The following is a 24,383-nucleotide window of genomic DNA, read 5'->3' as shown; positions in this document are numbered from 1 at the left end:
AGGTGAAAAAAATGGAGTACATCTACGCAGCACTTATTCTGCACAGCGCAGGAAAGGAAATTAATGAAGAGGCTGTCTCAGCAGTTCTGACAGCCGCAGGTATAGCAGTCGACGACAGCAGGGTCAAAGCTCTTATTGCAGCTCTTGACGGAGTTGACATTGCAGAGGCAATCGAGAAATCTGCAGTAGCAGCAGTTGCAGCAGCACCTGCAGCGGCAGCACCCGCAGCAGAAGCAGCACCTGCTCAGGAAGAGGCAGCAGAGGAAGAAGAGAAAGCTGACGAGGAAGGCGGAATGGCCGGTCTCGGAGCACTCTTCGGCTAAATTCTTTTTTTTGCTTAGTATTCTTTAGCTCAGTACGCAATTCAGCGTATTATTCTGATAATTAAAACAGAATTTTTATTATCTTAAAATCTGAATTTCTAATGTTTGCGGCCGGGGATTAGTGCCGTAGATATTCAAAATATCTGGTCTGATTTATATAATTTCGTTTGATTTCTAAAATCTAAAAATTTCAATGAATCATGGTGTGTACATTTAATGGTAGCTAACGGTAAGGTCGATGAAATTCTGTCGAGATGCAGGGATGCCACATCTCAGGCTGTCGAAAAGGCGACTGTTGTTAAAAACTCCGCATCATCCGGCATTTCAACAGCAATTAGTGATATGCGGGATAAATCGGTGTCCGCTTCAGGTCCCGGCCCATGTAATGCCTGCACTTCTGACGGCAATTCGCAAGCCTCTAAGGAGACTGGTGAATGCCTTCTCCCCGGTGAACTGGTCCTCTCCACTTCAGGCGGAGCGGAAGATCGGGAAGAAAGAAGAGCGGATGATACAGGCGAAGAAGAGATCAGGCATTCGACTGATGAGATTATCAACGGATGCGGGAGGAATATTGCAGACTGCTTCAAATCCGGTCTGCATGATAAAAAACTGCTTACAATCGCCGGGGCAATGGGGATTGTATGGCTGATAATAAGCCTGCTTCCGGCGATCGGAATAAATCCCCTGCCAGTTCAGTTTCTTTCTTTTCTGACGTTCGCCCAGGGCGGGCTTACAGGAGGAGGGCTCGGTTTTATCGGGGGAATTATCGGGAAAGGGCTTATCGCCTATTTCGTAACTCTCGTGATCGCAGGAAGGATCACCTCCGAAAGTACAGTATCGTCGCTGAGATCTTTTGCGGCAAATTTCTCCGGGAAAAAATGGGATGCCGTATCCGTCTCTCCCCTGTTGATCGGTGTTGGATCAGCCCTCATGATCTATAATTTCCTTGCAGGAACTTCAAGCATATTCAACTGCATGGTTGGAATTGTGGCGTTCGTCGTTGCCGCCCGGTCCCTTTCGTCGGGAACCGGCTGTATCAGGAAGATCTTTGCCTCCCTGTTTGCGAAGAACGGGCGTGCCGATACCGGTTTTGTTACAAAAATTATGGCCGGATGGGCGGCAGGATTCGGACTTGGAGTAGTCCTGTCCCTTCTTGGAGGAATACTCGGGGGCTATATCTGCTATATCGCAGGAGTCGTCATACTGCTGGCAGGAGCCGGGCTTGTGTATTCCACGGGCAGGAAGGAGGGTGCATCTGCATGAACCGGACAGCTAAAGTCCTGATATTCGCACTGGCCTTTTTCCTGCTCGCCGGAATTGCGTCTGCGAGCTATTCTCTTACTGATATCAATAATTACGACTACGTTCTCGGTCAGAAGTACGTCCATAGCATGGAGGGCGACGAGTATGTCGTCGAGATGCCCATTGATGTTTATAAAAAAGGGACGAGCGATCTCCTCGCAACTGAGAACTCTCTCCTGATAGTGGGAAACCTTGGTAAGGTGGAGCCAGAATTTTCACGAGTCGATATTTCTTCACTTCCGGCGGAGATCTCCAGCTATACATATGGCAATCCTTCGGTCGATGAATACACCGGGACCGGAGAGGTCACAGGAAGTTACTATATACTGACCGATTTCGGCATCAACCGTAAGTCCCAAAGCCTGGATGAGTTCGCATCATATCTTAAGGGCGAACTTCAAAAAGAGGTCGAAGGCTCCAGTGCGAAGATCGAGTATATCGACAAGACCGTAAATGGCCACCGTGTTGTAGGTGTTCTCGAAGTTGTTGACGATTCCAACTGGAAGGCGGGCGGCATAAACACCGACAACCACAGGAGCAACCGTTTTGTCTATTATGTCATCAGGGAGGACTTTTATCCCGAAGGTTCCGGGTTCGCCTATTTCAAAATAGACGGAAGCTTCAGCCTCACCCACACCCTCGGGAGAAAACTGTCCAGCTATCCCTACCCTTCGGAGAGCCAGATCAACTCCGCGATATCGGAGATGGATCGTGCTCTTGCAAGTGCGATGACCTTCCTCGATTCGGTAATCGATGACGCGGCGAATGCAAAGGCGAAACTTATCGTCGGCAATTACGATGAGGTCTTTGGCGGCTACGGGGCGGGTGCGTTCTCGATAAACACCCTTGCAGGCGGCCCTGGAGATACGGATTACGGGATTCCGCTTGTAATAGTAATGGGGATTCTTGCAACAGGCGCCGCACTTGCCGGCGCTTCGGCGGCTGCTGGTGAAGGAGTTATCGAAAGCGGACGTACAAGCACGTACAGGATGAGAATCAGGAAGGATTTCGGGGACTATATAAAATGCGGTGCCGATCCGGAGACTCTCTATGCAGCAATAATCGAGACGACCGCGGAAGGAAACGAGATCGAAAGGGAAGACCTCTCGTCGTCGATTACGATGTCGTCAGGCGGTGGTCTTGTTGTCGGCGACCAGGCACTCTCTGGCGGGTACATGGCCGCGTTAATCTCGGCAACCGAAGGCGAGACTGCCGAAGAGGGTGTAGTCAGGGTATCCTATACCGGAAAGGGCGGGTCGTTTACAAACAACATCCGTTTCAGGATAATCGGGAAGCCACGGATTGAGTTCCCCGAACAGGGAGATGCTCTGGATATGCGCCTGAATGTATTCTACGGCGACGGCCTGACCTATGATGTGGAAGTGGAGCTCGTAAACTTCCTGGAGCCCCCGAAGGAGATCACCGTCAGCAAATCCGATGAGGCGCCGGTTTCATGTTCAGTCGGAAAAGCAGACAAAGCAGCGGCCGGCGATAACCGTTACATAGTAAAGGTTGTCAACAACAGCCCTCTTCCCGAAAAAGACGCGCAGGTCATGAGTTTCCCGATCTGGGTTAAGGCGACAACCTCAGAGGATAAGATCGTCGAGGACAGTTTTGTCTTGTACTTATATCCCGAGGGCCTCAGTGTCACTGGCGTCGTGTACGACAAGGAAGGGCATGCACAGTTTGCGGCATACGACGATACCAACACCGAAGAGGACGATGTCATGGAGACAGACTTCTTCGTCAACCTTGCCGTAAGAGTAACCGAGAATGGCAAAGAGGTCGTAAAGCTTGTCGAAGGTATTGATTATGCCCCTGAATTCGGCGGGCTTAAAGGGACGGACCAGAAAACCGGCGTCCTGACCTCGAAGTTCAGGTACGAGATCGAAAAGAGGCCCGACAATACGAATAAGGCGTACAAATTTATGCCCTCACAGCAGGTAGGCGAGCCCGACAACGACCCGTATTACCTGACCCTTCCGATATCCTGTGAGTACTCCAACGAGACATACGAACTCGATCTCCCTGTAAGGCTCATAGGCGACAAGCTCGGTGTAAGAAGCGACCGGGAGAGGGAACTCGAACTCCTGAAGAGGAGGGTCCAGAAGTTCGGAATGAGTCCTGAGGTCGCACGTTTCCTGAGAGAGAACGCAGGCAGTCTTTCGGCCGCCCAGATCCGCCTGATCAGCAAGAAGATCGTCTATGATTCGATCGTCTACTACACGCAGGAATCCGCTGACTTCATGCAGACAGCCGATTCGATGAACGAGTGGATTAACTACCTGACTGTTGTAAAATGGTTCGGAGATCAGGCGTTTTCATACCTTGCAACGATCTATTTCGGCCCTGCTGCGGAGGCGATCCTTACCCCGGCGAAGGAGCTTTCCGTCGAGATTGTCGGTGAACTGTCGTCAGATCTCTTCATGGGATATCCTGTTGACTGGAATGAGATAAAATCCGGGCAGCACATATCCGAAATGATAGAGAACTACGTGAAGTCGTGCTTCGAGGATATCGGGAAAGTCAGCCCGAAGAAGCTTGCATCCGTCATCGCAGGTCTTTGTATGTTCAACCTTATACGCCACTACACCTTCGACCTTGACGAGAACGGCAAACGCAGCTGGTATAATGCGTTCATCTCGGCATTCTCCGATATCTCGCTTGAATTCTTCAAGAATAAATTCGGAAGCTTCCTGAAAGGAAAGCTCGACGACCCGAACTCCGGCATATCGAAACTTCTCAAATCTTCGACTGTCAGGATGCTTGAAGAGATGATGCCCGAGGGCAGATTGTCGGTACCTGGTGTAAACTCGCTTACCGACGATGCAACGATGGGAACGGCACTTAAGAAATATGTCGAGGAGGCTTTCGGTCTTGGCGCGTCCTATGTGACACAGACGGCAGGAAAGATTGCAGCCGAGGGAGTCTTTGTCAAAGTAAATATTGGCGAATCTGATGCAGATCGCGGAGTTGACTGGTATATTGTCGTGGACCCGATCAAAGCGGCAGACAAAGTATTCGAGTATATCTTCACCTCCCTCTATGAGTCTTTCCCGTTCCCGACAGCAGAACCGGGTCCTGCAAGCGATCCCCGCGATCCGTTCTACATGAACCCGTCGAACAACCAAAAGATAGGATAATCCTCTTTTTTATTTTTCAGGTTCAAAAGTATTGTTATCCACCAATGCTTTCATCGCCTTTGTAGCCTGTACAGGGTTATTTGTTGGTACGACCTGCGCCTTTGAGTATGTCATACCTGGCAGTTATCTGCCTGTTTTAACGAACAAATAGGATAATATTTTAATATTTACTGCTCATTTGATATTTGTAACAAATGGAAGTGTGTTTTATGAAGAAAATGTTCGTTTTAATCGCAGCCGTTTCGATAATTGCTGCATTGTTACCCCTTAGTGTATCGGCTGCAAGTATAGGCGGGGATCAGGGATGGATTAATGTCTATTGTAACGTTGACGGAGCATCTGTATATTTCGATGGTCAATACAAGGGAGAAATTGTTGACGGGATCTATACCCAGGCAGTATATTCGACAGGCACGCCCTATCATTCAATAAGTGTTGAAAAATCAGGATACTCTACATGGTCCGAAGAGCTGGATACAAATCCAGGAATGGGAGAATCCATGAATGTGTATGCCACAATCAATCCAGTCACAGTAGTACCTACGTTAATCGGTGGCGATGTCGGGTACTATACAATCTACTGCAATGTTGACGGAGCAGATGTATATTTCAACTCCGACTACAAGGGACAGACTGCGAACGGTGAACTTACCGTAGAGGTCTATACGACCGGAACACCCTATACGACATATACGGTCAGTAAGTCCGGTTATACATCATTTACAGCCCAGATCTCCGAGTACCCTACAGCTGGAGAAACCGATAAACTTTACGCCACGCTTGTCGCATCAGAGCCGACAGCCACGCAGACAAGTCCCGTTTCAGTATTTGCAGTGATAGGGGCATTGGTCGCAGGTCTTGTAGGATTTGCTTTAATTGCAAAAAAGAACTAAAATCATCCATTTTTTAAAAAAGAAATCTTCTTAACCTTTACAGGCTACACTACTGATAACAATTCATTCTGTGCCTGAACAGTCTTTCCGGAGTGTGCAATATGCCTGAAAAAATTCTCATATTGGATGATGAAAAGCCAATACTTGAGATTATGTCTTTGTTTTTAAGGAGAAAAGGGAATGAAGTGTCCTGTTTTTCCAGCGGAACGAAGGCCCTTGAAAGCCTCAGGCATGAATCGGAAGCAGGCGTCCCTTATACTGTGGCAATACTCGATGTATCCATACCGGGAGATCGTGGTGCCAGGGAACTTGTCGGACCGATGAAAGAGATAAATCCCGATCTGAGGGTAATCATATCCAGCGGCGACTCTGTAGAAGGAGCGATGGAGAATCCGTCTTTTTACGGATTTTCAGCCTCATTAAAAAAACCGTTTCGGGCGGCCGATATCGATAAATCCATTGAAGAAGCAAAAAATGACTAATCTTCGTTAGTTTTTCAACAACCGTCACGGTGTTATTGCTGACAGTAACTTTTTTGATCTTGAATTTGCCCGTAGCCAATTATTTCTGTTCCTGAAAAAAATCAAGCGATGTAAAAAAGATATGATTTTTATCTGAATTCTTCATCCCACCAGCCGGGGAATTCCTCTTTCTTTTTCCGGGTGGCAATCGCAACGATTGTGATTTACTTTTATAAAGAAACGTGTCTCACTCTTTATCGATACAGGATTTATGCGGAGGCCGGGACAATTCAGGAAGCCGGGAGATGAAACCGATTAGGATCAAAGCCGCCGCCCCTGAGGTAATTTACAGTGCAGGTGATGATTTTCCAGGGTCTTCTGAAGTGTGCACTTGTGCACTTTTGGAGTGCACACTAAAAAAGGCGAGGATAATGGTTATTTTTCTGATTTAATTGAAATAAATAGAGATTATTTGTTGATGGATCTTAATGTGCACCTAAATGGCGGTGTACAGGAGAGATCCGTTTCTTCGTTTCTCTCTCATCTCTCGTGTTCTTTTGAAAAAAGTGCACACATAGATACAAAGGCCCGTGAAATTTATTCAACGGGGTTTACGGGCATGAGGGCGATCCGTTTATGTGCACTGGGAAAGTGCACGTATATCTGATGAATTGTACAAGGTTTTTTCGAGGATCTGTGAGGGGAGGAGTAAAACAAAATCATTCTAAAAGAATAATAAATGTTATTCATGGATTATTTAATGAAGATCATAAAACCCGAATCTCAATTCCTCTGACTCTACTGAATAATTACAGTTTGATCCTGTGCAATAATCTCATTATATGGCATTTTTACCTCTACAACAACATTTAAATATATCCTTTCGTACAAGATAAAATCCTGGGAAAAGCCGATAGAATACCTGTTCCTACAGAATGTCATTAAAGAGGTCAATTATGGATCCCCGTTTATCAACAGCCTTCAGGCGACTTGTTGGCTCCCTGCTAATTCTGGTCATAATACTTAATTTAATAATATCGCCGGGATATGCTGCTTATTCTGAAGATCAGGTTCTGGTAGTCGGTGCTGACGAGTACTTCCCCCCCTATGAGTATATAGATTATAATGGCCGGCCAGCAGGTTTCAATATAGACATAATGAATGCAGTCGCCGAAGAGATGTCACTTAATATCAGCATACGGCCAGGTCCCTGGTATGAAGTGAGAAGCGATCTTGAAAGCGGAAGAATTGACTTCATAAGCGGTATGTTCTACTCCGGGGAGCGGGATCTTCTGGTCAATTTCTCTGACCCCTATATCTCCGTATCACATACTATATTCGTAAGGGAAGGTTCAGATATCGGGGGAGCTGGTGACCTGACAGGGAAGGAGATAGTAGTCGAAGAGGGAGACATTATGCATGACTACGTCATGGGACTTGACGGTTCGAATACGATAATTACTACACACAACCAGTCCGAAGCGCTTTTACTTCTTGCATCCGGAAAATATGACGCAGCACTTCTCTCAAAACTGCACGGGGATTACCTGATTATGCAGTACGGACTCTCTGGGGTCAAAACGGCTGGCCCACCTATAGAGATAAGGGAATACTGTGTTGCCGCATCCGCAAATGCCAGCTGTCTTCTTCCCGTAATAAATGAAGGTCTTGTCATAATCAGGAAGAACGGGAAGTATGATGAGATCTACAAAAAATGGTTCGGTACGTTAGAGGAGAGGGAATTCTTTCTGACTCTGGTGAATATTGTAATATTCATACTTCTGCCTGTCATTGTTCTTCTTGCTATCGCATTGATCTGGTCGGTTTCTTTGAGAAAAAAATTGATCAAAACCTCTTCGGAGCTGAGAAACGAACATTTTCAGCAGGAAATAGTTAAAACTGCATTGCAGGAAAGCAAGGATAAGTACAGGGTTCTGTTCAATTCTTTAAACGAGGGGGTATTCCTTTGCGAATATGATCCTGAGAAAAATAGCGGCAGAATTATTGAGGTAAACGATACAGCCTGCCGTCGTCTCGGCTATACCCGTGAGGAGATGATAGACAAGAATGTCTTTGAATTTACACGGTTGCTGTCTTCCGGTTGTGAAGAACTCAATGAAAAACTCAGTGGAGAAAAGAATGAGGTCTCGTATTATGCAGAACATGTACGGAAAGACGGATCTGTTTTTCCGGTACATGTGAAGGCACGCCTCCTCAGTTATGGCGGCAGGGAATATGTACTCCAGCTCGCACGCGACATCACGAAGGAGAGAGAGTCCGATGAACGCGAAGCTGAGGCCCTGAAAAAAATAGAGATGAACCTTATTCAGCTTGCAACCCTTAACGACGAAATTCGAAATCCCCTCATGGTTATTGCAGGTGTAACTGATATGGAGATCAAAGATTCGAAGGAGATCATTTTAGATCAGGTGCAAAAGATAGACGAGATTATAGGTAAACTTGATCAGAGCTGGATTGAGTCGGCGAAGATCAGGAAATTCCTGAAAAAACACATGGAAATAAAAGAGGAAGAAGAAAATCCCGGTAAAAAATAGTTTGGATCTGGATTTTTATTTGGTTCCGCCGGAAATAATTTTGTATGATCTCTAAACCCGAAGATGCCCTGCCAGGTTCCTGATAAAAAGCTCGTGAAGCCTGAGATCGTCTCCCAATTCCGGGTGAAACGCAAGAGCCATATTTTTGCCCTGCATTGCTGCGACGATCCCGTCATCTATCTTTCCGATGACTTTCACCCCGGGTCCTGCCGAGACTGCAACCGGTGCCCGGATGAAGACAGCCCTGAACGGTTCCGAAAGGCCTTCTATCTGTATTTCCGATTCGAAAGAGTCCTTTTGTCTGCCGAAGGCGTTCCGCTTCACTTCGATATCCATTATGGATAACGGCTTCACGTCATCATCATCAACGATCCTTGAGGCGGAAAGCACCATGCCGGCGCAGGTGGCAAAGATCCCTCCACTGAAAGTCTTCAACGGTTCCCTCAGGTTATTCCTGTCGATCAGGCGCGATATTGTGGTCGACTCTCCGCCCGGTATTGCAATGGCCTGGCATGATTCGACATCCTCCGGCCTTTTCAGGGCGAAGACCTCATAACCGTCAATATCCTTTATAGAGTCCAGGGTTCGGTCAAATGCATCGAGATGCTCACTGACGTCTCCCTGGAGGGCAAGAACTCCTGCCTTAATTTCCACGGGTGGAAAGCACCTCGTCTTCCCTTAACAGGTGTACATCGAGGCCGGGCATCGCATCGCCGAGGCCGCGGCTGACTTCGGCGATTACCTTCGCATCGGTGAAGTGGTCAACCGCCTGAACTATTGCTGATGCCATAACGGCAGGTTTTTCCGATTTGAATATTCCCGACCCGACGAAAACACCGTCGGCCCCGAGCTGCATCATAAGTGCTGCATCTGCGGGCGTTGCGATGCCTCCTGCAGAGAAGTTTACTACAGGAAGTCTTCCGAGTTTTGCACATTCGGTGACGATATCGACCGGAGCTTCGATGCTTCTTGCATAGGCTGCAGTCTCCTGTGAGGACATTCCCTGGAGCATCCTGATCTCGCCCGTAATCGATCTCATGTGCCTGACTGCCTCGACTACATTGCCTGTGCCTGCTTCGCCTTTTGTCCTGATCATTGCAGCACCTTCTGCAATTCTCCTGCAGGCTTCCCCGAGATTCCTGGCACCGCATACGAAAGGAACTGTGAACTCTTTTTTATCTATATGGAATTCCTCGTCGGCCGGGGTAAGAACCTCACTCTCGTCGATCATATCGACACCTATTGCCTCAAGCACTCTCGCTTCGACGAAATGACCGATCCTTGCCTTTCCCATTACGGGGATCGTTACCGCATCGATGATCTCTTCGACTATTGCGGTGTCAGCCATCCTCGCGACACCGCCAGCCTTTCTTATATCCGCCGGAACACGCTCAAGGGCCATTACCGCAACTGCGCCTGCCTCTTCTGCAATTACAGCCTGTTCTGCATTAACGACGTCCATTATCACGCCGCCCTTCTGCATCGAAGCAAAACCTCTCTTGATAAGTTCTGTTCCGAAACGTAATTCCTCAAGTTTCATGCTGTAATAATATTGTCCAATATCAGCAATAATATAATTGCATAATTCCTGCGAAAAAAGCTGAGTGTGATATTCATCTCATCATAAGGCCGGCGCAGACACACTGCCCGAATGAGATGCACCCGTCTCCAAGAGGGAGTTCGCTGTTGAGAAGTGGCCTTAGATTATGTTTCTCCAGTTCGTCGATAATCGTCGTCCTGATATTATGGTTGTACGCCACTCCACCGCTGATTGCAACGTTTTCGAGGCCGTATTTTTCGGCGGCACCGACAGCCATATGCGCAACTCCTCTCGCGAGATTGTACTGGAATGAAGCTGCAATTTCAGCGGTCTTCATCGTCTTCATTTTTTCAAGCGCCGTTTCGAGCAGGCTTCTTGTCGAGAGAACCGTCCCCGCTTCATCGCTCGTATATTCCAGATCCCAGGACTCGCATCTCCCGGCTGAAGCAACCGATTCGAGTTTCATCGCCGGCTCTCCGTCGTAGGTTCTCTCGCGGCAGATGTCGAGAAGGGCTGAAGCGGCATCAAGGACTCTCCCGGTACTGCTGGTTTCTGCCACGTTGAATCTCCTTTCAACCTGCTTTTGCAGGACGCCCAGTTCAATATCGCCCCAGCCTCTCGCTGAGAGGAGTTCGAGGACTTCGTCCGACTGCATTATTCCGTATAACATTCTCCCGGGGAAGCGGGTGGCCAGGTCACCGCCGGGCATCAAAACGGTTTCCAGGTGACCGACTCTTTTTAGATCTGTGATCTCGCCTGCGAAGATCTCCCCTCCCCAGATCTTTCCGTCGTCGCCGTAGCCGACACCGTCGATCGCGATCCCTATACAGGGTTCGGTCGTTACTGCCGCAATGTGGGCGCGGTGATGCTGAACCGCCACGGTTTCAAGGCCTTTCGATTCCGCAATCTCTTTGGCGTACCTTGTCGAGAGGAACTGCGGGTGAAGATCGTGTGCGATAAAATCATATTCGGCCCCGATGATCCTCTCCATCTTTTCTACAGTTTCCCTGAGATAATCGAGTGTGGGCGGGTTCCTTACATTTCCAACATGGGGGGAGGTGTATGTGAATCCTTTTTTGTATATTGTTGCGTTCGAATTCAGTTCAGGGCCCACCCCGAGAATTACGGTTGAACCGAGGTTGATTCCGATCCTCTTAGGTGCATATCCTCTTGAGAGGCGGATTATGTATCCCTCTCTTACAACCGAATCGTCGCACCTGTTTTGAATATGGCGGTTATGCGAGAGGAAATAATCAACGCAGTTTGACAGCTTATCCACGGCTTCTCCTGTTTCAGTAATCATGGGATTTCCGGGAGAGTTGGCGCTTGTCATGATCAGCAGTGGATTTTTAAGATGCGAAAAGAGAAGGTGGTGAAAACCCGTGTAGGGCAGCATGCACCCGAGCGTATTGAGGTTTGAGATATCTGAATGCGATGCCGGATCTTTTTTATACAGCACCATTATCGGGTGTTCCGGGCCGGACAGGATCTCTTTTTCCTCAGTGGAGACATCGCAGACGTCTTCGATGGTATCCCGGAGGCCCATAACCGCAAGCGGCTGCTCTGTCCTCCCGAGGCATTTCTTAAGTCTTGAAGCCGAATTTTCGACGCAGACCAGATGGTATCCCCCTATTCCCCTGATCGCAAGTATCCTGCCTTTGTCAAGAAGCTCTGCGGTATTCCTTATGGGATCACTTGTGTCGACAGATTTACCGTTCTTGTCAAGCAGTTCGAGTTCCGGGCCGCATTTTTCACAGGCTATGGTCTGTGCATGATGGCGTCTTGATCGCGGGCTGGAGTATTCTCTTTTGCATTCGGGGCAGCAGGGAAATTCTTCCATCGTCGTTCTTTCCCGGTCATAGGGGATTTCCCTGATGATGCTGTATCTCGGACCGCAATTGACACATGACGTCGCCCAGTAATTTTCATACCTGCCTTCTTTTTCAAAGATATCCTTTACGCATTCGTCACAGATGGCGACATCCGGCGGGATAAATCCGGTGAGTTCTCCTGTTCCGCTTTCGACAATCCTGAAATCCCGGGGGTGATGATCTGCATTTTCTTCAAGATCCAGTACCTCGACCGAATCTATCCTTGAAAGAACTGTCCCTTTTGAAACAGATTTGAGGAATTCATCGAAATGATCGCCGGATGCTATGATCCTTACTTCACTTCCGAGATTTTTAACCGAACCCCTGATTCCGTATTTTTCTGCCTCCGAGTACACAAAGGGCCTGAAACCCACTCCCTGTACTATTCCCCTTATTATTATCTGACCACTTTTACGCATGAAAAAAACCGGGATGCAGTATTATCACTAACTATATGATGATTTAAACCCTCAAAACGGATAAATCTAATGAAAATGTCATTTTTTTCTGGTTTTTCATATATGTCCTGTACCATTTTTTTATAAACAAGTTTTATTTTTTTATATGACTAATAATTAAATGGGTTTTTGCTTTGACAGGACATATAAGAATCGTAAACGATCCAATTGATCTCGTTCCTCTTCTGATAACATTCAATAACCCTGAGTATAAGATGATATATGACAGGCTCAGTAAAAACTGGATGACAGAAATAGAGCTTTCTGAGGATATCGAACCTGAGCAGGTTACCGGTTGTCTTGCACTGCTGAAAAAAGGAAACCTCATAGAAGAACAGTGGCGGATGCCCAAGCCGGGAGATAAGCCGCAGAAAGAATATAAGACAACATACAGCAGGTTCAGGGCGAACTTTCAGTGTACAATGGACGACCTCGGTGATCTGATCCATGCGTCGGTATCGACTGATGAGAAGTTGAGAGATATTGTAGATGTAATTGAAAAAGAAGTTCGCGGAGGCAACAAGTCATTAAATGATCTGGCAAGAAATCATAATGTCAGTCCGGTCTTTATTAAGGGGCTCGCAAAGCGCCTTCCGAACCTCGATGTAAAGGGACAGGGGCTGGTATTCGTTGAAAAACCTGGAGAATGATCCGTTATATATCATACTGAGAAGCAAGAGAGAATCTACAAAATTTCAGATTCTTGTGGATATTGCAGAGAACCAGCCGTCTGTACGGCAGCAGGAGATTGCTGAAAAGCTTGGCATAACACCGCAGGCGGTCTCTGACTATATCCGTGATCTTGTTGATGATGGTATGGTATATTCACAGGGCAGGGGCAGCTACAAGATCACGTATAAAGGAGTCGAGTGGGTCTTAGCCAATGCAGAGGCATTGCAGTCCTATGCAAAGCATGTAACACGTGATATAATTCAGCAGGTCTCCGTATGGACTGCGATTGCCGATTGTGAAATAAAGAAGGGAGATTCTGTCGGTCTCTTTATGAGAGAGGGCCTTCTGTATGCGTCCCATAGCGATCAGTCCGCGGTCGGTACTGCAGAGAACAATGCGGTGAAAGGCGCCGATGTGGGCGTTATAGATGTAAAAGGGATAATCGACCTGAAGAAAGGCACTGTTCACATATGCAAGATCCCGCGGATCCAGAGAGGCGGGTCGGACTCGGTATCATATGAAGGATTGAAAGAAGTGCTTAACGATGCCGGTTTTATTGGTGTTGTAGGGATTGAATCGTATATCGCCGTGGGAAAAGCGGGATTTAAGGCTGACGCATTCTTCGGTGCCGGCGACGCTGTAATCGATGCTGCGTTTCATGGCCTCGAATGTGCAATAGTTATTGTTGATGAGGAGTTTACGGACTTTCTTAAGAGGATAGAAACTTCAGAACTGGCATACAAAATGTACGATTTCGTATCCTCATGAGACTTGTCGTAAATCCCCAGAGAGGATCATATAAGATCTTTTTTTACGACCGGAATCTGGTTGCAGGATCAGGTATAGTTGAGATTGTCAGGACAGGAAAAGGATTCCGGCCGAAGAATTACAAATATAAACCTGTTGAAAAGCGGCAGTATAAAAATATCCCTTCAAAAGAGTTGATCTCGGCGCTCAGAAGATCGAAGATCTACCTGACTGTCGGCGATAAGAATTTTGAATCTTTTTTATCCGATCTTCAGATCTCCTTCAAATATTTAAACGCCTGCCGGACATGCCTTATCGAAGACAGGATCACTCCGCTGAAGAATAAGAATTCTGTTAGATATGGCAGAGAGAAGATCTGCCTGGACTGTGCAAAGAAGGAACTTCGGAGGGAGCTGGGGTATCTCGGCGGAACCGGTACGCTCTCGTCCGCTCATCTTGAAAAGCTTCTTGAACTGTATATGGACTTAAACAGGGTCCTCGGAATGGTCCAGCCCGATCGCCTCGACATTTCGAAGACTCTGTTCGACAGGCTCGAGGCGCACGAGATAAGGAAAACTTGTGCGATAAAGGACCTGCCTCTTCCCAAACGTTTTAAAGAGCATTGCGGTGTCGAGCACCTGATGCCGGTCCAGCAGCTGTCGGTTGAAGCCGGACTGCTGGAAGGAAAGGATCAGCTTATCGTGGCTGCTACTGCGAGCGGAAAGACTTTCATCGGCGAGATGGCAGGCGTGAAGAATTTTCTGGAGAACAGGGGGAATACTCTCTTTCTCGTTCCGCTTGTGGCTCTTGCCAACCAGAAGTACTCACGCTTCACGAAAAAATACGGATTTCTTGATGTCTCGCTGAAGACCGGGGTTTCGAGGCTCAACATTCCCGAGACACGTGTGAAAGCGAACCGCAGCATGGACTCTGCGATAATTGTCGGGACATACGAGGGTGTGGATTATATGCTCAGGTGCGGCAGGACCCTCGGAAAGATCGGGACGGTGGTTATAGACGAAGTCCAGAACCTTGAGGAGCCCGAAAGAGGGCACAGGCTTGACGGCCTTATATCGAGGCTGAAGTTCGTCGCTCCACATGCCCAGTTCCTCTATCTCAGTGCAACCATAGGGTTCCCGCACCTGCTTGCAGAAAAACTCAACTCAAGTCTTGTCGAGTACATGGAGCGTCCGGTTCCCCTTGAAAGGCACCTGATATTCGTCAACAGGGGAGAGAAGATAAAGCTCATCAAAAGAATGGTGTCGACCGAATACAAGACTAAGTCCTCGAAGGGTTTCCGCGGGCAGACAATCGTCTTTACGTTCTCCCGCTCGCGCTGCCATGATATTGCCGATGCAATAGGCGAAGGAAAGGCTGCTGCATATCATGCAGGTCTGACTGCAAAAGAGAGGCGCGAGGTCGAGACAAAATTCGAGAAGGGCGAGCTTTCGGCTGTGGTGACCACGGCGGCTCTTGCAGCCGGTGTGGACTTTCCTGCATCCCAGGTGATATTCGACTCGCTTGCAATGGGAATAGAATGGCTGAAGGTCCAGGAGTTTTCCCAGATGATGGGCCGTGCAGGGAGACCCGATTTTCATGATATGGGTAAGGTAGTTGTTCTTGCCGAGCCGGGTGCAACATATTCGCGCGACTCGAAACTGACGGAGGAAGAGGTTGCCATAAATCTTCTGAAAGGAGAGATGGAGGAGGTGTCTCCCGTATACAACGACGAAGAATCCTCCGAGGAATTTGTTGCGAATTCTGTTGTATGCGGAGGGGAAATTGACAATCTTGAGCGGATCTGTGCATCGATGGTTGGAGAGATAATCGATATCCTGCCTGTACTAAAGAAAAGGAATATCATTAAGGTAGACGGCAAAAAAGTCGTTATGTCCCCTGCCGCCAGGGTTATGGCAGAGCATTTCATCGGACTAAATACGTATGACAAGATCCTCTCGCTCATAACGGTTTCGGACGACCCGCTGGAGATCCTTGCCGAGATCGAATGTGATGAACCTGAAAAGAATCAAAAATAACTTTTTTTGTGTGGATTTTTCTTTTGTGTCCGGAAATAATCGGATGTCTTTTTTCTCTACTAATTTATTAGGCGTATTGTTGGCGCCCCCTCGCCGCGGACCGGCCCCGACCCCGGGGCCTCTCTGTGGTGATAAACCGCTCAGGGGATAGACGAGTATCCCCTGAACGGGAGATGTGGTAAGTTTTTGATTGTGTAGTGAGCGTTTTCGACCGGCCCGAATTCTGTGCTGTCTTTGGGAGTGGATGTACGCGGTATAAACTCCTGAAAAAATTTTAGTCTGTTTTATCCCTGTTCCTGGGCGGATTTGTATGCATCATACATACTGTAGATCCATATTATCAGGTATAGGATGATTATTCCGAAGGTCATTAATGAGAGAAATCCTAAGATTACTGCAAGAATGAACAATACAAGTGCTTTTAAGAATTGTCCTGTATAAAACTGCCCGAGTCCGGGTATGAAAAAAGACAGTATTACTGCCAGTACCGGTGATGCCATGTACCTTCTTTCCTCCTGTGATGTATTTACTAATTTTGGTTAAATTCTCCATGAAACTGTTCCCATCACAAAGATATTTATTCTCTCCAAATGATTATCCTGATTACGGTCAGGAAATGACCGCTATTAAAGAGGAGAATAACGATGAAAGTTTGGAAATGCAAAAAATGCGGATATGTATATAACCCTGAGGTTGGTGACCACGAATCGGGAATTTCAAAGGGAACAGCGTTTGAAGATCTCCCCGATACGTGGGTATGCCCCCGGTGTGGCGCGAAAAAGAATATGTTTGTAGCCATGGAGATTTAAAGGAATGGCTGACGTCAAAATGAAATGTTCAGTCTGCGGACATGTATATGATCCAAAGAAAGGAGATGTAGGTGTAGACAGGGATACGGATTTTTCCGAAGTTCCCGCCGACTGGAAATGTCCGGTCTGCGGGGCGGCAAAATCTGCGTTTTTCAAAATAGATTAAAGTGAATTAATATGGCAGTAAGAGAGATCAAGGAAGGAATTTATTCTGTCGGCGTTATAGACTGGGACAGGCAGGTTTTCGATGAATTAGTGCCTCTGCCCGAAGGAACGACATACAGTTCATATCTTGTGAAAGGCAGCGAGAAGACTGCACTGATAGATACAGTGGATGCTGAATTCGAGGAGGAGTTCATAACAAATCTTGCTCGTTCAGAACTTGACGGAATTGATTATATAATCGTCAATCATACTGAACAGGACCATTCCGGTGCGCTCATGGTCTTCCTTGAGCTGTTCCCGGGAGTTAAGATCATAACGTCCGCGAGAGGTGCGGATCTCCTGGAGGTTCTTCACCAGATCCCGAAATTCAGGATCCAGGTTGTTGAAGACGGGGATACATTGTCACTTGGAGACAAGACTCTGGAGTTCATGATTACACCATGGGTCCACTGGCCTGATACGATGATGACGTATGTCCGCGAGGACAAAGTCCTTTTCTCCTGCGATCTTTTCGGGGCCCATTATGCATGCAGCGATCTCTTTGTCTCGGAGAAGTGCCGTCATACTCTTCTTGCGAAGCGTTATTTCGCAGAGATCATGATGCCTTTCAGGTCCAAGGTCACGGAGTACATCGAGCGCCTTTCCGGTTACGAGATCTCGTTTATCGCCCCGAGCCATGGTCCCTGCTACGATGATCCCGCCTATATTCTTGATCTTTACACGGAATGGTGTACCGGCGATCTGAAAAACAAGGTAATAATTCCGTATATCTCGATGCACGGGAGTACGAAGAAAATGGTGATGTATCTCACCGAAGCACTGATCAGGCGTAATGTCGGTGTAAGGCCCTATGATGTCGGGAGAGCCGATACAGGTCAGCTTGCAATGGATCTTGTCGATGCGGCAACCATCATCATCGCCACTCCTACGGTGCTGACGGGCCCCCACCCGAGGATCGCAAACATTGCGTTTATTGCCAATATCATTAAACCGAAAGCCAAATTTGTTGGTATAATTGGTTCATACGGATGGGGCGGGAAGACCTTAAAGGATCTCGCAAATATTATGAACAAGCTTGAAGCCGAGATGTTCGAACCTGTATATATCAAGGGACTTCCTTCTGAGGATGTCTATAAATCCCTTGAAGATCTTGCAGACGAAATCTTAAAGAAGCATAAGGACGAGAAAATCGTTTGATAAGGAGGTATGTAAAATGACAGGAATGCCAGTACTATACAAATGCGACAAATGCGGGAAGGTAATTATGATTACAAGCTCTGGAGAGGGAAAGCTTGTATGCTGTGATCAGGATATGCGTCTTCTTGAGGCTAAAACCGCTGACTTCAAGAACGAAAAGCATGTTCCGATCATTGAAAAGTCCGCAGGCGGAATTAAGGTGACGGTCGGCTCGATTATCCACCCGATGACGGAAGAGCATCATATCGAATGGATCGCGGTGGTCGACGGGGATAAGTTTATGGCAAAGTGCCTGAAGCCCGGTGATGAACCTGTTGCAGAGTTCCCGATCTCAAATACCAATGTAAAGGCATTTGAGTACTGCAATATTCATGAGTTCTGGTCGAACGGCAAATAACTTTTTTTCAGGGGTTTTTGATCCTGAAATTTTTGTATCCTGATATCATCAGTACATCGCAGGCAACCCCTCGCCGCGGGGGCCTCTCTGTGGTGATAACAGTTCCGGGGATAGACGAGTATCCCCTGAACGGAGAGACGCGGTAAACTCATGGCGTGTACGGAACATGGAATCAGAACAAATTCAACAGCTTAGGGGACCCTTGCCGGTCCCCTGAGCGTGCCGTGAGAGAACTATCTTAGGGCAAGGCCCCTGGGCAGGGGGCCGTCCGGCGCCTTGGTCGCCGGTGTTTGGGTTGCAAAATCTGTAAGCAACACAACAGTGCCATGTGTGCAATATCTTAATGAGTGTGAGGATTAGAAAATGCGAAACATTTACGGGTAATTGTTTTCTGTCCTGAAATTATTTATATGCATGAAATAGCGAAGAGCCTTTTTTTTATTCAGTAAAATTGATCCTGAAATCAAAAAGGATATTACGGATTTGAGTATACCTTAGGTATTGCAATGAATCGCCTTGCGCAATTCTCCATAATTGCTGACGATCTCGGGAATGTTTTCCGGTTCATATCCATCGGAACATGTATCCCTATAATCGTTGCGCTGATTTACGGGGAATGGAATATGATTATTCCTATGGCAATGGTGCCGTTGATCCTTTTCCTGCTCGGCACTCTCATGCTTCAGTTCCCGGAAAACAAGCGTGAGGCGAAACTCAGCCAGGCACTGTTTTCTGTAGCTCTCATATGGATGGTCTGTGCTCTTGTGGGTGCGGTTCCTTTTACTCTGGGCCTTGGGATGCCGTATCTGGATGCAGTTTTTGAGGCGATGTCGGGCTGGACTGATACCGGCCTTACGATGATTGCAGACGTTGATGCAGTCCCGCATACTCTCCTCTTCTGGCGCTCCCTTATGCAGTGGCTTGGTGGTCTAGGTATTGTGGCGTTCACTATTGTAATGCTTTCAAGGACGGGGATGAATCCTTCGAGATTCTACCGTTCGGAGGGCCGTTCGGAGGCCTTCATGCCGAGCATAGTCGAGCAGGGTCTCAATATGTGGAAGATCTATCTTATCCTCACCTTTGTCTCTGTTCTTCTGATCCTGATCTCGGGGGTCTCCATATGGGATGCTGTGAATATTGCGATGGTAGCGATTGCGACTGGAGGATTTTCCGTTCACACTGCCGGGATTCCCTACTATAACAATCCGCTTCTGGAGATGCTGATTATCCCGGTTATGATAGCGGGTGCTCTTCCGTTCAAGATTTATTATCTCTCGTATTACAAGAGAAAGCTGAGCTTTTATCATGATGAACAGCCATGGATACTGTTCTTCCTGGTTATTTTGGGATTTATTGTGATAACATCGGATTTGATTCTCTTTAACGGCCTTGAGAGTATCGATGCTGTCCGGCAGGGTATATTCATGGCAGTCGCGGGAGTCACAAGTACAGGTTTTCAGGTATCTTCTCCTGATACCTGGGCGCCTGTTTCGGTTCTCTTCCTGGTTTTCCTGCTGTTTATCGGCGGTTCATCGGGAAGTACGGCTGGTGGTATAAAATTATCAAGGGTGGCTCTTGCATACAGGGGTATAGTCTGGTGGTTTAAGAGGATATTCGTAAGCGGCAAGGCTGTAGTGCCGTTCAGGTACAGCGGCAGGATCGTCCCGAAAGCCGAGGCTGAGGCTGAAGTCTCCCGCAATATGCTGATAATACTTCTCTATTTCATCGTGGTCTTCTTTTCGGCAATAATCATCATGCATTTTGAATCCCCGATGGTCGACACGAGCAATGTAATATTCGAGATCGTCTCTGCGACGTGCAACAACGGTATAAGCACCGGTTTTGTCAACAGTGATCTGACGCCTTTCAGCAAGGTTGTCTTTATCTTCGTGATGTGGATAGGCAGGCTTGAGGTTCTGCCGGTGATCGTATTCTTCATGGGCCTGATAAGGGGCTTTGAGAAGTAATTTTTTAGTGAGGGCGTTTCCTTTAAAGTAAGATATAGGTAGGGGGAAGATTCCCCCTACCTATGACCCTCTCCCTCATTGCGATAGGTCGCAAAGGGGGCGGGCAAGCGTCCCCTTTTGCTCATCGAAGGGCTGATGCCCTTTCGAAACCTTGGGCGACCTTCGGTCACCGGTTTATATTCATGAAAGTTTTTTCTTCCCGGCCGAGGCTACCCGGATGGGTAGCGTCCAGGCCGGGTTATCGCGATTGCGCAAATTCGCGTAGCGAATTAAGCAGAGGGCTGCCCCGAAGGGGCAAGGGGCCTATGCCCGAAATGAACTCTGGAAAATCTAGGTTTGATTAGGGTTTTAAATAGCGATTAAGGAAAAAAGTGAAAACAAGAAAAAATTATTCGTAGAGGAATTTCTCGTCGATTCTCTCGTATCCTGAGATCTCCTCGGGTTTGAAGTGAATCGAGATCTCTCTCTCTGCGGTTTCGGTGGAGTCGGAGCCGTGAATTACGTTCATTCCGATCTCAAGCGCGTAGTCGCCGCGGATTGTACCGGGTACGGCTTCGGCCGGATTTGTCGCGCCGATCATCTGCCTTGTTATCGAGACTACGTTCTTTCCTTCCCATACCATAAGGAAGCACGGTCCGCTTGTTATGTATGATTTGAGTCCCGGGAAGAACGGTTTTTCGACATGTTCAGCGTAGTGCTCCATGACACGTTCTTCAGGGAGTTTTTCGAACTTAGCCGCGACAATCTTGAGACCTTTATTCTCTAAGCGGGCGACGATCTCACCAATAAGTCCTCTCTGGACACCGTCGGGTTTAACCATAAGAAAGGTGCGATCCATTACAGATCACTCCTTCCCGAGAGCCTTGCGTCCTGCTTCCGTCCATTCTACGCGGCGCGGAACCCTGCCGAGGCGGTAGTTGCTCTGGCACTTGGAACTGCAGAAATAGAAGACTGTGCCGTCCTTCCTGACGAACATCTTTCCTGTTCCGGGCTCGATCTTCTCCCCGCAGAATGTGCAGGTATATGTGTCCACCATTTTCAGCGCCTCGAGAGTTTCTTGGCCTCACGCTCTGTTTCCAGGAGCATGAGCACGTCACCTTCGCGGATAGGTCCTACGGTGTTCCTTGTAATTATCCTTCCCTTGTTGGAGCCATCGAGGATTCGGCACTTGACCTGCTGGGCCTCCCCATGCATGCCCGTTGATCCTATTACCTCAATAACTTCCGCAGGCGTTGCATCTGCCATCGGTATTCACCTCACTGCCTGAGTTCGGAGATCTGTCCGACAACTTCGTCAAGGAGTTCTTTTGCCTTTCCGGGTTTGACGATTGCGGCTGCTGCCGATCCTACGTCAAGACCGCTTGCTGCTCCGACATCGTTCTGCTGGTTGATAATAACATATGCACACTGCTTCTCGTCGCAGAGTGCCGGGATGTGCATTACAATCTCCTCAGGTTCGACGTCTCCGCCGATAAGGACGAGCTGGGCGACTCCTCTTTCAACAGCTTTTGTTACTTCGTTCGATCCTTTTTTGATCTTTCCGGTGTCCCTTGAAATCTCGAGAACTTCGAGAGCTTTGTTCTGGATCTCATCTGGAACTTCAAATTTTACGTATACTTTTGACATAACTCACCTCATTCAGGAGCAAGAGCCGGAACAGGCGGAATGACCTTTCCGGAATATGTGTTGAGTTACTCCTTCATCACTCATCAGTTTACGATGTAGCTATATTATTTAGTCATGTGGATGGATAAAGGTTTTCGAATTTTGATTTTCCGTCCGGCACCGGACGGGTGGGAAAAGAAAAAAAAGGGCAGATAAATTTTGTTCACGCTTGTTTTTATGGAATGCTGTAGATCGTAACATTTTCATTTTGATAATAAATGCTCAGATTTTCTACCGGCAGGTTCACATCGTATGTCTCGTTCTCGGAATCCCCGACATAGATGTGAGTAATATTATATTTCTTAGTTAAACGGTCAAAATCATCAGGATCTTCATATATCAGCCTGACGTCCTGCATCCTGTACCCTACATCCGAGTCGTATCCCCTCCACATCTGTTCATGGAAGGGCTGTCCGATAACCGCAGGTATTCCTGTCATCGACGAGACCCTGGAATAGTATGTATAATCTCCTCCCTCAGCCTCAAGTATTACAGCCGAATCCAGATCCTCCGTATTCTCCCTGATGTATGAAATCGCATCGTAATCATACGGATGGGAGTTTTCCAGCCATGCCATCCCGTCGAGGGTCTTTCCCCCGTAGCCATAATTGAGGTCCGGGAGCATGACGGGAATTGAGAAAGCTATCAGTAACGCAACAAGGAGCGCGATGTTCCGTTTTCTAAGTTTTTCAGGATCTGCCTGCCCGGTCGGTTTTTCTTCTTTCGCCCTGCCTGAAATCCATTTCCCGACAAATATTGCTCCCCCCGTTCCCATCAGGAACCATGCAACAAGAGAGAACTTGAAGACGGTATTCATCCGGAAGTAGACGTCCCCCATATTGTCGACGAGATAGATGATCTCGGTCAGCATTATTATCAGGAGTCCGGCAGCTGAAAGGATCTCTTCCGGGAGCAGTGTCCTTCGAAGAAGCAGGCAGAATGCCGGGAGGAGAACAAGCCCTGCACCTGTATACCCGGTCAGGATGAACGGGACCAGTATCAGGAGGAGATACGGTCTCTTCCTGAGATCTTTGATGCATTCGGCATAAAAGACAAGAAGAAATATGCCGTATACCAGAAGGAACGGGAGCGGTTCGGTTGGAGTATGAACAAACCCGAGTCCTTCCACTCCCGCTGAATTGAGCATGAAGTAATATGGGAGGTAGAAAAGAACCGCATATATGGGCATAATGAAGAAAAGCCTCCATGCACCTGAAGCGCAATCTTCCTTCATTGATTTAATCCAGGTGAGTCCTGCAAATACGAGTGTCAGCGGTGCATAGAGGAGGATATCCCATGTATTTATCAGGGGCATCGTTCCGAGACTCAGTGCTCCTGCAAGAATCAGTTTCTTCCTGCCTGTCTCGCTTGTCTCGTTCCATTTGACGTATGCATATACAAGGATGAAAATCAGGAGTGCCTGATTGAAAAACGATATCACATGCGCATGCGGATCTCCCCATAGCATTGAGAATAAGGGGTACTCCGTTATTGCATTCTCAATCGTCCTTGTGCTGTCCCACATGACGGAGCTGAACCCCTGGAGGTTTAATGCGTACCATATGAATGCAGGATTTACGAGGAAGAGGATTACAACGGGGAGCCACTGGTATTTCTTTAGTAAAAGTTTGCCTGATGCGTAAAGGGCAATTCCGGTATTGGCAAATACAGTCGGAAGCACCAGGTTGAAGACGATCGTAGATTTTATTCCTGCTATGTACCCGAGCGCACCCATCATCCAGTGGCCCATGTAATAATACATGTTCAGGTCTCCTCCTGAATACCAGGGATCAAGTGGTGGGATGACCGGGTTGTTTATGATCGAAGCGAGGAAGGCATGGTCCATGAACTTCTCCGCATATGATATGGACGGGTTCAGGAATCTTACCTCAAGCATGAATATGAAGAGAATTATAAAGAGAAGATCCCATTGCTTCCACTCGCCGAAATTTTCAGGCCGGTATTCCCCCGCTTTAAGATAGAACAGTGCCAGTATGATGAAAGGAATGAGTGAAAAATAAATAGGAATCCCTGTAAGCCCGCAGTACCATGAGATTATTCCAAAGAAAAGCAGTGATACCGGATATGATACACCGTAGCCGTAATCCCCGAATCCCTTCTTTACAGCAGGAAAGATGGATAACTGGATGAACTTCAGGATCAAAACCCAGATTATTACGGCT

Annotated in this window: 23 protein-coding genes; 14 read left to right on the top strand and 9 right to left on the bottom strand. The window is 47.5% G+C overall.

The genetic code is table 11. The features are described from left to right. The first annotated feature begins 11 nt into the window (after positions 1 to 11). From rpl12p to MPET_RS10690, 6 genes are all read left to right on the top strand, one after another. Positions 12 to 323 carry a 50S ribosomal protein P1 gene (rpl12p, locus tag MPET_RS10715; protein WP_013330050.1) on the top strand — a complete coding sequence of 104 codons (312 nt, stop codon included), beginning with the start codon at positions 12 to 14 and terminating at the stop codon, positions 321 to 323. Between the two features lie 216 nt (positions 324 to 539). After that, positions 540 to 1,586: a hypothetical protein gene (locus tag MPET_RS10710; protein WP_013330049.1), complete on the top strand. Its 1,047-nt coding sequence runs from the start codon at positions 540 to 542 to the stop codon at positions 1,584 to 1,586. Further along, a complete protein-coding gene (locus tag MPET_RS10705; RefSeq protein ID WP_013330048.1) occupies positions 1,583 to 4,768 on the top strand; it encodes a hypothetical protein in 3,186 nt (1,061 codons plus the stop codon). The genes MPET_RS10710 and MPET_RS10705 overlap by 4 nt, the downstream gene beginning before the upstream one ends. Positions 4,769 to 4,977: 209 nt before the next feature. Continuing rightward, the gene (locus tag MPET_RS10700; RefSeq protein ID WP_013330047.1) at positions 4,978 to 5,661 is read left to right on the top strand and encodes a PEGA domain-containing protein; all 684 of its coding nucleotides are present in this window, start codon (positions 4,978 to 4,980) and stop codon (positions 5,659 to 5,661) included. Positions 5,662 to 5,762: 101 nt separating this feature from the next. Next, the gene (locus MPET_RS10695) at positions 5,763 to 6,143 is read left to right on the top strand and encodes a response regulator (RefSeq protein ID WP_013330046.1); all 381 of its coding nucleotides are present in this window, start codon (positions 5,763 to 5,765) and stop codon (positions 6,141 to 6,143) included. 935 nt (positions 6,144 to 7,078) lie between these two features. Next, positions 7,079 to 8,677 carry a transporter substrate-binding domain-containing protein gene (locus MPET_RS10690; protein ID WP_013330045.1) on the top strand — a complete coding sequence of 533 codons (1,599 nt, stop codon included), beginning with the start codon at positions 7,079 to 7,081 and terminating at the stop codon, positions 8,675 to 8,677. 51 nt (positions 8,678 to 8,728) lie between these two features. On the opposite strand, the gene pdxT is transcribed toward MPET_RS10690, so the two are convergent. The 3 genes from pdxT to hypF form a co-directional block, all read right to left on the bottom strand. Continuing rightward, positions 8,729 to 9,331 (bottom strand): pyridoxal 5'-phosphate synthase glutaminase subunit PdxT, encoded by a 603-nt coding sequence (gene pdxT, locus MPET_RS10685; protein ID WP_013330044.1) that lies wholly within the window; start codon positions 9,329 to 9,331, stop codon positions 8,729 to 8,731. Further along, a complete protein-coding gene (gene pdxS, locus MPET_RS10680; RefSeq protein WP_013330043.1) occupies positions 9,321 to 10,217 on the bottom strand; it encodes a pyridoxal 5'-phosphate synthase lyase subunit PdxS in 897 nt (298 codons plus the stop codon). The genes pdxT and pdxS overlap by 11 nt, the downstream gene beginning before the upstream one ends. A 73-nt stretch (positions 10,218 to 10,290) precedes the next feature. After that, the gene (gene hypF, locus MPET_RS10675; RefSeq protein ID WP_013330042.1) at positions 10,291 to 12,507 is read right to left on the bottom strand and encodes a carbamoyltransferase HypF; all 2,217 of its coding nucleotides are present in this window, start codon (positions 12,505 to 12,507) and stop codon (positions 10,291 to 10,293) included. A 173-nt stretch (positions 12,508 to 12,680) separates the two neighbouring features. On the opposite strand from hypF, the gene MPET_RS10670 reads away from it, so the two are divergent. Genes MPET_RS10670 through MPET_RS10660 form a run of 3 tightly spaced genes read left to right on the top strand, consistent with a single transcriptional unit; the run spans position 12,681 to position 16,001 of the window. Next, entirely contained in the window at positions 12,681 to 13,196 is a 516-nt protein-coding gene (locus MPET_RS10670) for an ArsR family transcriptional regulator (protein ID WP_013330041.1), read from the top strand. After that, positions 13,177 to 13,986, top strand: a complete 810-nt coding sequence (locus MPET_RS10665; protein WP_013330040.1) for a DUF7839 domain-containing protein — start codon at positions 13,177 to 13,179, stop codon at positions 13,984 to 13,986. The genes MPET_RS10670 and MPET_RS10665 overlap by 20 nt, the downstream gene beginning before the upstream one ends. Next, the gene (locus MPET_RS10660; RefSeq protein ID WP_013330039.1) at positions 13,983 to 16,001 is read left to right on the top strand and encodes a DEAD/DEAH box helicase; all 2,019 of its coding nucleotides are present in this window, start codon (positions 13,983 to 13,985) and stop codon (positions 15,999 to 16,001) included. The genes MPET_RS10665 and MPET_RS10660 overlap by 4 nt, the downstream gene beginning before the upstream one ends. Positions 16,002 to 16,285: 284 nt before the next feature. On the opposite strand, the gene MPET_RS10655 is transcribed toward MPET_RS10660, so the two are convergent. Continuing rightward, on the bottom strand, positions 16,286 to 16,501 hold the full coding sequence (locus MPET_RS10655; RefSeq protein WP_013330038.1) for a hypothetical protein: 216 nt from the start codon (positions 16,499 to 16,501) through the stop codon (positions 16,286 to 16,288). 144 nt (positions 16,502 to 16,645) lie between these two features. On the opposite strand from MPET_RS10655, the gene MPET_RS10650 reads away from it, so the two are divergent. The 5 genes from MPET_RS10650 to MPET_RS10630 all read left to right on the top strand — a co-directional run bounded on the left by MPET_RS10650 (position 16,646) and on the right by MPET_RS10630 (position 20,536). Further along, entirely contained in the window at positions 16,646 to 16,810 is a 165-nt protein-coding gene (locus tag MPET_RS10650) for a rubredoxin (RefSeq protein ID WP_013330037.1), read from the top strand. A gap of 4 nt (positions 16,811 to 16,814) precedes the next feature. Next, positions 16,815 to 16,976, top strand: coding sequence for a rubredoxin (locus MPET_RS10645; protein ID WP_013330036.1), 162 nt, complete (start codon positions 16,815 to 16,817; stop codon positions 16,974 to 16,976). 11 nt (positions 16,977 to 16,987) lie between these two features. Then, a complete protein-coding gene (locus tag MPET_RS10640) occupies positions 16,988 to 18,172 on the top strand; it encodes an FprA family A-type flavoprotein (RefSeq protein ID WP_013330035.1) in 1,185 nt (394 codons plus the stop codon). Between the two features lie 16 nt (positions 18,173 to 18,188). Then, positions 18,189 to 18,569: a desulfoferrodoxin gene (locus MPET_RS10635; protein WP_013330034.1), complete on the top strand. Its 381-nt coding sequence runs from the start codon at positions 18,189 to 18,191 to the stop codon at positions 18,567 to 18,569. Between the two features lie 506 nt (positions 18,570 to 19,075). Beyond that, positions 19,076 to 20,536 carry a TrkH family potassium uptake protein gene (locus MPET_RS10630; protein WP_013330033.1) on the top strand — a complete coding sequence of 487 codons (1,461 nt, stop codon included), beginning with the start codon at positions 19,076 to 19,078 and terminating at the stop codon, positions 20,534 to 20,536. A 388-nt stretch (positions 20,537 to 20,924) separates the two neighbouring features. Here MPET_RS10630 and ndk read toward each other — a convergent pair whose 3' ends face one another. The 5 genes from ndk to MPET_RS10605 form a co-directional block, all read right to left on the bottom strand. Further along, entirely contained in the window at positions 20,925 to 21,374 is a 450-nt protein-coding gene (gene ndk, locus MPET_RS10625) for a nucleoside-diphosphate kinase (protein ID WP_013330032.1), read from the bottom strand. A 6-nt stretch (positions 21,375 to 21,380) separates the two neighbouring features. Next, complete coding sequence (locus MPET_RS10620; RefSeq protein ID WP_013330031.1) at positions 21,381 to 21,572, bottom strand: 50S ribosomal protein L24e; 192 nt, start codon at positions 21,570 to 21,572, stop codon at positions 21,381 to 21,383. Between the two features lie 2 nt (positions 21,573 to 21,574). Then, entirely contained in the window at positions 21,575 to 21,781 is a 207-nt protein-coding gene (locus tag MPET_RS10615; protein ID WP_013330030.1) for a 30S ribosomal protein S28e, read from the bottom strand. Between the two features lie 11 nt (positions 21,782 to 21,792). Continuing rightward, a complete protein-coding gene (rpl7ae, locus tag MPET_RS10610) occupies positions 21,793 to 22,161 on the bottom strand; it encodes a 50S ribosomal protein L7Ae (protein WP_013330029.1) in 369 nt (122 codons plus the stop codon). Between the two features lie 214 nt (positions 22,162 to 22,375). Further along, positions 22,376 to 24,376, bottom strand: coding sequence for a DUF2298 domain-containing protein (locus tag MPET_RS10605; protein WP_263640451.1), 2,001 nt, complete (start codon positions 24,374 to 24,376; stop codon positions 22,376 to 22,378). Positions 24,377 to 24,383: the final 7 nt, after the last annotated feature.

Source organism: Methanolacinia petrolearia DSM 11571, from assembly GCF_000147875.1.
Taxonomy (GTDB): domain Archaea; phylum Halobacteriota; class Methanomicrobia; order Methanomicrobiales; family Methanomicrobiaceae; genus Methanolacinia; species Methanolacinia petrolearia.
Note: the sequence above shows the minus strand (reverse complement) of the source record. Positions and strands in the feature narration are given on the sequence as shown.